Below are 5,996 nucleotides of genomic sequence, written 5' to 3' on the forward strand. Positions count from 1 at the left end.
AAAAGCCGGCACCGCACCCGCAGGGGCGAACTTGTTCGGCCACATCGACCGCAGCCCACGGGCGAATAAATTCGCCCCTACAAAAGCCGGCACCGCACCCGTAGGGGCGAACTTGTTCGGCCACATCGACCGCAGCCCACGGGCGAATAAATTCGCCCCTACAAAAGCCGGCACCGCATCCGTAGGGCCGAACTTGTTCGCCCACATCGATCACAGCCCACGGGCGAATGAATTCGCCCCTACAAAAGCCCACAGGCGAATGACATTGCCCACGACGAGACGCCCATGAACGAACAAGACCTCACCCTGCTGCGCAAGAGCTTCGACGTCGCCCGCCGCGCGCTGGAGAACGGCACCCACCCATTCGGCGCGATTCTCGTCGGGCCGGACGGTGAGGTGCTGCTGGAACAGGGCAATGCCTACATGCCCGACCACGACATGACCGGCCACGCCGAGCGCGTCCTGATGACCCGAGCCTCGACCCGCTACACGCCGGAATTCCTCTCCCGCTGCACCATGTACACATCCGCCGAGCCCTGCGCCATGTGCGCCGGGGCCGCGTACTGGGTCGGCCTTGGCCGCGTGGTCTACGGTCTGTCCGAGCGCAGCCTGAAGGAGATCACCGGCAACCATCCGGAGAACCCGACGCTGGATCTGCCCTGCCGCATCGTCTTCGAGGCCGGCCAACGCAAGGTCGAAGTGATCGGCCCGCTACTGGAAGCGGAAGCAGCCGCCTTGCACGAAGGGATCTGGTAGTCACAGCCAGAGCAGGCAAGCTGCCCGGAGTCGCCACCGGGGCGCCTCGTGCCATCGATCAACCACCCTTGATCGACATCAGCGAGCCGGTAACCCGCCCCACTGCCAGCCCGCTCAGGCAATGCTGCGCAGGCGCGCCAGGTCCTTGACCGGGGAAGCGCCGAACAGCCGGCTGTATTCACGACTGAACTGCGAGGGGCTTTCGTAGCCGACCCGGTAGCCGGCACTGGACACGTCGAGCCCTTCGGCGATCAGCAGGCGCCGCGCTTCCTGCAGACGCAGCTGCTTCTGGTACTGCAGCGGGCTCATCGCCGTCAGCGCCTTGAAGCGATGATGCAGCGTCGAACTGCTGAGGTTGACCCGCTGTGCCAGTTCCTCGATGCGCAGCGGCTCGACGTAGTTGCGGTTCAGCCACTCGATGGCACGGGTCACGCGATGACCCTGGCTGTCGCGCACTGCGATGTCCTGCAGATGGCGGCCCTGGCGACCGCAGAGCAGGCGGTAGAAAATCTCGCGCATGACCATCGGCGCCAGCACGGGGATGTCCTGCGGGCTGGCGAGCAGCCGCACCAGACGCAGCGTCGCGTCGAGCAGCGGCGCGTCGATGCGATCCAGGTAAACCCCACGCGCCGGCCCGTCGGAAGCCAGGCCCAGCGACCGGGTTTCGGCAACCAGCGTGGCGATCAGCGCCGGGTCGATATCCAGCCGGATGCACAGGTAGGGCTCGCCCGACGAGGCTTCCAGCACGCGGCCGGCCACCGGCACGGTGACCGATACCACCAGATAGTGCAGCGCATCGTAGGTATAGAGCTCGTCACCCAGGCGAACCTCCTTGCTGCCCTGCACGATGATGCACAGCGCCGGCTTGTGCAGCCCGTGCACCAGCTCGCTGGGGGCGCTGCAGCGGATCAGGAAGAGATCGTCGATGGCGGTGGGATGCATGCCGTCATCACTGACGATGCCGTCGATCAGCCGCGCCAGGGCGGCGCGCTGGGTGATCGCTTCCTCGGCGGCGGGAAGGTCGATTGGGTTCATTGCACAGGACCGTGGGGGCAGAACAGGTGCCCAGCTTAGCAGGCCGATCGGCTGCGGTCCTCACGCCCCATGGCGGTGCAGCAGAACGCCAACGCTACGGGAATGAGGCACCAAATCGATGCAGCAGCTACCATCGGCGAGTGGCCGGCGGGGCGCCGCAACGCCCGTGCCCACGCCACGTCTCAATTCCTGACTGCTTGGCCAGCTTTTTGCTATGCACTGGTCATGAAAATTCCAGCGGACGCCCCCATGCCCGAATCACAGACCGCTCGCCTTCAGCTTTGCGGCATCACCAAACAGTACCCAGGCTGCCTGGCCAACGACCGTATCGACCTGTCGATCCAGCCGGGCGAGATTCACGCCCTGCTCGGCGAGAACGGCGCTGGCAAGAGCACCCTGATGAAGATCATCTACGGTGTAACCCAGCCGGACGCCGGCGAAATCCACTGGCAGGGCGAACGGGTGACCATGCGCGACCCGGCCCAGGCCCGTGAACGCGGCATCGGCATGGTATTCCAGCATTTCTCGCTGTTCGAGACGCTCAGCGTGGCGGAGAACATCGCCCTGGCACTGGGCGCCAGCGCGGGCACGCCGAAGCAGCTGGAGCCGAAGATCCGCGAAGTCTCGCAACGCTACGGCATGCCGCTGGAGCCCCAGCGGCTGGTGCACAGCCTGTCCATCGGCGAGCGCCAGCGGGTGGAGATCGTGCGCTGCCTGATGCAGGACATCCGCCTGCTGATCCTCGACGAACCAACCTCGGTGCTTACCCCGCAGGAGGCCGACGAACTGTTCGTCACCCTGCGCCGGCTGGCCGCCGAGGGCTGCAGCATCCTGTTCATCAGCCACAAGCTCAACGAAGTGCGCGCGTTGTGCCAGAGCGCCACGGTGCTGCGCGCCGGCCGGGTTTCCGGCGAGTGCGTACCGGCCGAATGCTCGGATCTGGAGCTGGCGCGACTGATGGTCGGCGACGCCGAAGGTCTGGAAGCCGAATACCCGAAGAGCGAGGGCCGCGCGCCGTTCCTGCGCGTGGAGCGGCTGTCGTGGCACAACGCCGACCCGTTCGGCGTCTCCCTCGAAGACGTCGACCTGGAAGTGCGCGCCGGTGAGATCGTCGGTATCGCCGGCGTCGCCGGCAACGGCCAGGACGAACTGCTCGCCCTGCTCTCGGGCGAGCAGCGCCTGCCCGCCGCGCAGGCCATGCGCATCCGCTTTCTCGGTGACGATGTCGGCCACATGCGTCCGGACGCCCGTCGCCGCCACGGCATGGCCTTCGTCCCTGCCGAACGCCTCGGTCATGGCGCGGTGCCGAGCATGAGTCTGGCCGACAACGGCCTGCTCACCGCCTTTCAGCAGACCGGCATGCTCGAACATGGGCTGATCCGCCGCAACAAGGTGCTCGCCTTCGCCGAGCAGGTCATCCAGCGTTTCGCGGTGAAGACACCGGACGCACAGACCGCGGCGGCGAGCCTTTCCGGTGGCAACCTGCAGAAATTCATCCTCGGTCGCGAGATTCTCCAGCAACCTAAACTGCTGATCGCCGCGCATCCGACCTGGGGCGTGGATGTCGGCGCAGCGGCGGCGATCCACCGCGCGCTGATCGAATTGCGCGATGCCGGTGCGGCGATCCTGGTGATCTCCGAAGACCTCGAGGAACTGTTCCAGATCAGCGATCGCATCGCCGCCCTGAGCGAGGGTCGCCTGTCGCCGCAGCGCGCCACCGCCAGCACCGGCCCGGTCGAGGTCGGCCGCTGGATGGCCGGCCAGTTCGACACCAGCGACGCTCCCGTTTCCACCTCTGCCGCCTGACGAGAATCCATCATGCTGTTATCCCTGCAACCCCGCGGCCAGGCGTCACGCGCCATGCTCTGGTGCTCGCCGCTGCTGGCGGCGCTGCTGACGCTGCTGAGCGGCGCCCTGCTGTTCGCCGTGCTCGGCCACCCACCACTGCAGACGCTCAAGGTCCTGCTGATCGATCCGCTGAGCGATCTCTACGGCATCTCCGAACTGCTGGTCAAGGCGCTGCCGATCCTGCTCTGCGCCCTGGGCCTGGCCGTGGTCTACAACGCGCGCATCTGGAACATCGGTGCCGAAGGCCAGCTGCTCATCGGTGCCCTGGCCGGCAGCGCGCTGGCGGTCAACATCATCGACTGGGACTCGCGCTGGGCGCTGGTATTGACGCTGCTGCTCGGTACCCTCGGCGGCGCCGCCTGGGCCGGGCTCTGCGCCTGGCTGAAGACGGCATTCAACGCCAACGAAATCCTCACCAGCATCATGCTCAACTACATCGCGCTGAACCTGCTGCTGTTCGCCGTGCACGGACCGCTGAAGGACCCGGAAGGCTTCAACTTTCCGGAGTCGGCGATGTTCGGCGATGCCACCCGGCTGCCCGAGCTGATCGAAGGGCTGCGCGTGCATGGCGGTTTCTACTTCGCCCTGCTGGCGCTGGTGGTGGTCTGGGTGCTGCTGCAGAAGAGCTTCCTCGGCTTCCAGATCAAGGTGCTCGGCCTGGACAAGCGCGCCGCCGGCTTCGTCGGCTTCCGCGACAAGAAGCTGGTCTGGGTCGCCCTGCTGATCAGTGGCGGCCTGGCCGGGCTGGCGGGCGTCGCCGAAGTCACCGGACCGATCGGCCAGCTGGTGCCGCAGGTCTCGCCGGGCTACGGCTATGCGGCGATCACCGTGGCCTTCCTCGGCCGCCTCAACCCGATCGGCATCGTCTTCGCCAGCCTGCTGATGGCGCTGCTCTACCTCGGCGGCGAGAACGCGCAGATGGCCGCCAACCTGCCGCAATCGATCACCCAGCTGTTCCAGGGCATGGTGCTGTTCTTCCTGCTCGCCTGCGACGTGCTGATTCTCTACCGGCCAAGGCTGAAGCTGTGGGCGCGCAAGCCTGCGCTCGTCAGTACCAAAGAGGAGCCGGCCACATGAACGCGCGCGCTCCGTTGCCCACCCTTTTTCCCGCCGCCCGCTTGAAGTTCGAGGCCTGACCGATGGACATGGATCTGCTGACCAATATCTTCTACGCCATGATCCGCACCGGCACGCCGCTGCTGCTGGTCGCCCTTGGCGAGCTGGTGTGCGAGAAGACCGGCGTACTCAACCTCGGCCAGGAAGGCATGATGCTGTTCGGCGCGGTGATCGGCTTCATCGTCGCCTTCGCCAGCGGCAACCTCTGGCTCGGCGTGCTGTTCGCCTGCCTGGCCGGTGTGCTGCTCTCGCTGCTGTTCGCCATGGTGGCGCTGGGCTTCAACGCCAATCAGGTGGCCACCGGCCTGGCGCTGACCATCTTCGGCGTCGGCCTGTCGTCGTTCGTCGGTGCCAGCTGGGTCGGCAAGCCGCTGGCCGGCTTCGAGCCGATCGCCATTCCGCTGCTCAGCGAGATTCCGGTGATCGGTCGCATGCTGTTCGCCCAGGATCTGCTGGTCTACCTGTCCTTCGCACTATTCGCGCTGGTGGCCTGGGTGCTGCTTAAAAGCCGCATCGGCCTGATCATCCAGGCGGTCGGCGAGAACCCCAACGCGGCCAGCGCCATGGGCCTGCCGGTGCTGCGCGTACGCACCCTGGCGGTGATGTTCGGCGGTGCCATGGCCGGCCTCGCCGGTGGCTACATGTCACTGGCGTACACGCCGATGTGGGCAGAAAACATGACCGCCGGGCGCGGCTGGATCGCCCTGGCACTGGTGGTCTTCGCCAGCTGGCGAGTGACCCGCGTGCTGCTCGGCGCCTACCTGTTCGGTCTGGCCAGCATCCTCCACCTGGTGGCCCAGGGGCTGGGCCTGGCAATCCCCGGCAACCTGCTGGCGATGCTGCCGTACGTGGCGACCATTCTGGTGCTGGTGCTGCTGTCGCGGGATGCGATCCGCACACGGCTGTATGCCCCCGTCTCCCTCGGTCAGCCCTGGCAGCCGGGGCATTGAGGCGATAGCAGCGCTAGAGCGTCCGTTGCCTGTGCCGGCCAGCCCCGGACCGATGCAGCAAGGCTTGCGGCAGGCCCTAGGCCTGCCTTCGCCGCGAGGGCGCGCCTCCCACGAGGAGCCAGCGTACGCTCGCTGCCTTTGGGGGAGCCCGCCCCCCGGGGCGATGCTTTTATAGCAAGCAAAATACGCCTCTACGGACGAGACACTCAGGCAGGTTTCAGGCTTCGACGGTCTTTCGGCCCGCGTCGCCGCGAGGGCGCGCCTCCCACGAGGAGCCAGCGTACGCTGGCT

At 66.7% G+C, this 5,996-nt stretch carries 5 protein-coding genes; 4 read left to right on the top strand and 1 reads right to left on the bottom strand.

Annotated features, from left to right (window positions below; all coding sequences use genetic code 11):
* Positions 1–285: 285 nt before the first annotated feature.
* A complete protein-coding gene (locus B597_RS26800; protein WP_003292991.1) occupies positions 286–756 on the top strand; it encodes a nucleoside deaminase in 471 nt (156 codons plus the stop codon).
* A 114-nt stretch (positions 757–870) separates the two neighbouring features.
* Here the strand turns inward: B597_RS26800 and B597_RS26805 are convergent, their stop codons facing one another.
* Entirely contained in the window at positions 871–1,791 is a 921-nt protein-coding gene (locus B597_RS26805; RefSeq protein ID WP_003292989.1) for an AraC family transcriptional regulator, read from the bottom strand.
* A gap of 249 nt (positions 1,792–2,040) precedes the next feature.
* Here B597_RS26805 and B597_RS26810 point away from each other — a divergent pair, with 249 nt between their 5' ends.
* The 3 genes from B597_RS26810 (at position 2,041) to B597_RS26820 (ending at position 5,705) form a co-directional block, all read left to right on the top strand.
* Entirely contained in the window at positions 2,041–3,597 is a 1,557-nt protein-coding gene (locus B597_RS26810; protein ID WP_003292988.1) for an ABC transporter ATP-binding protein, read from the top strand.
* Between the two features lie 12 nt (positions 3,598–3,609).
* Entirely contained in the window at positions 3,610–4,716 is a 1,107-nt protein-coding gene (locus B597_RS26815; protein ID WP_003292987.1) for an ABC transporter permease, read from the top strand.
* Positions 4,717–4,778: 62 nt separating this feature from the next.
* Positions 4,779–5,705: an ABC transporter permease gene (locus B597_RS26820; RefSeq protein ID WP_003292985.1), complete on the top strand. Its 927-nt coding sequence runs from the start codon at positions 4,779–4,781 to the stop codon at positions 5,703–5,705.
* The last annotated feature ends 291 nt before the right edge of the window (positions 5,706–5,996 follow it).

The sequence above is a fragment of the Stutzerimonas stutzeri KOS6 genome (assembly GCF_000307775.2).
In the GTDB taxonomy this organism is placed as follows: Bacteria; Pseudomonadota; Gammaproteobacteria; order Pseudomonadales; family Pseudomonadaceae; genus Stutzerimonas; species Stutzerimonas stutzeri_B.